At 76.2% G+C, this 559-nt stretch carries 1 protein-coding gene; it reads left to right on the top strand.

The genetic code is table 11. From position 1 onward, the window contains the following. Positions 1 to 559 (top strand): hypothetical protein (locus E7Z54_RS22835; protein WP_206055952.1); only part of this gene is annotated, 559 nt, incomplete at both ends.

Genomic DNA, 559 nt, shown 5'->3' on the forward strand with positions numbered 1-559 from the left:
TGCCGCGGCGGCCGAGCGGGAGGCGCTCGAGGGGCCGCCGCCGGCACGCCACCGCGACGAGGACGAGGAGTTCGCCGAGAGCGGGCTCGTCGTCCGGTTCTTCACCAGCCCGGTCGCGGTCGGGATGGCGGTCACGGTGATCGCGCTGCTGATCGGTGTCCGCGACGTGCTGGGTGGCGTCGCCGGCGGAGCGCTCTCCCCGGCGCCCTCGGGGGTCGGCGAGTGGTGGGGGCTCCACCTCCGGTCGTGGCACGAGACGGGCTTCGGCAGCCAGGTGCCGGCGCCGGCGTACGTCCTGTTCCTGGCGATCGCGGGCATCCCGTTCGGGCCGTCGCTGCTGATGTCCCTCCTCATGGCGCTGGCCGCGCCGTTCGGTCTCTGGGGCGCCTGGCGCTTCCTGCGCGTGCTCGGGCGGCTCGTGACGCCGTACGGCGCCCCGCGCTGGCTCCTGATGTGGGGCTCGGTGATGTGGGCCCTCGTGCCGCTCGTGGCCGGCGCCTGGGGCGGCGGCCGTTGGGGCGTCGTCGTCGCCGCCGCGATCCTCCCCTGGCTCGCGCAC

The organism is Nocardioides sp., from assembly GCF_004803405.1.
Classification (GTDB): domain Bacteria; phylum Actinomycetota; class Actinomycetes; order Propionibacteriales; family Nocardioidaceae; genus Nocardioides; species Nocardioides vastitatis.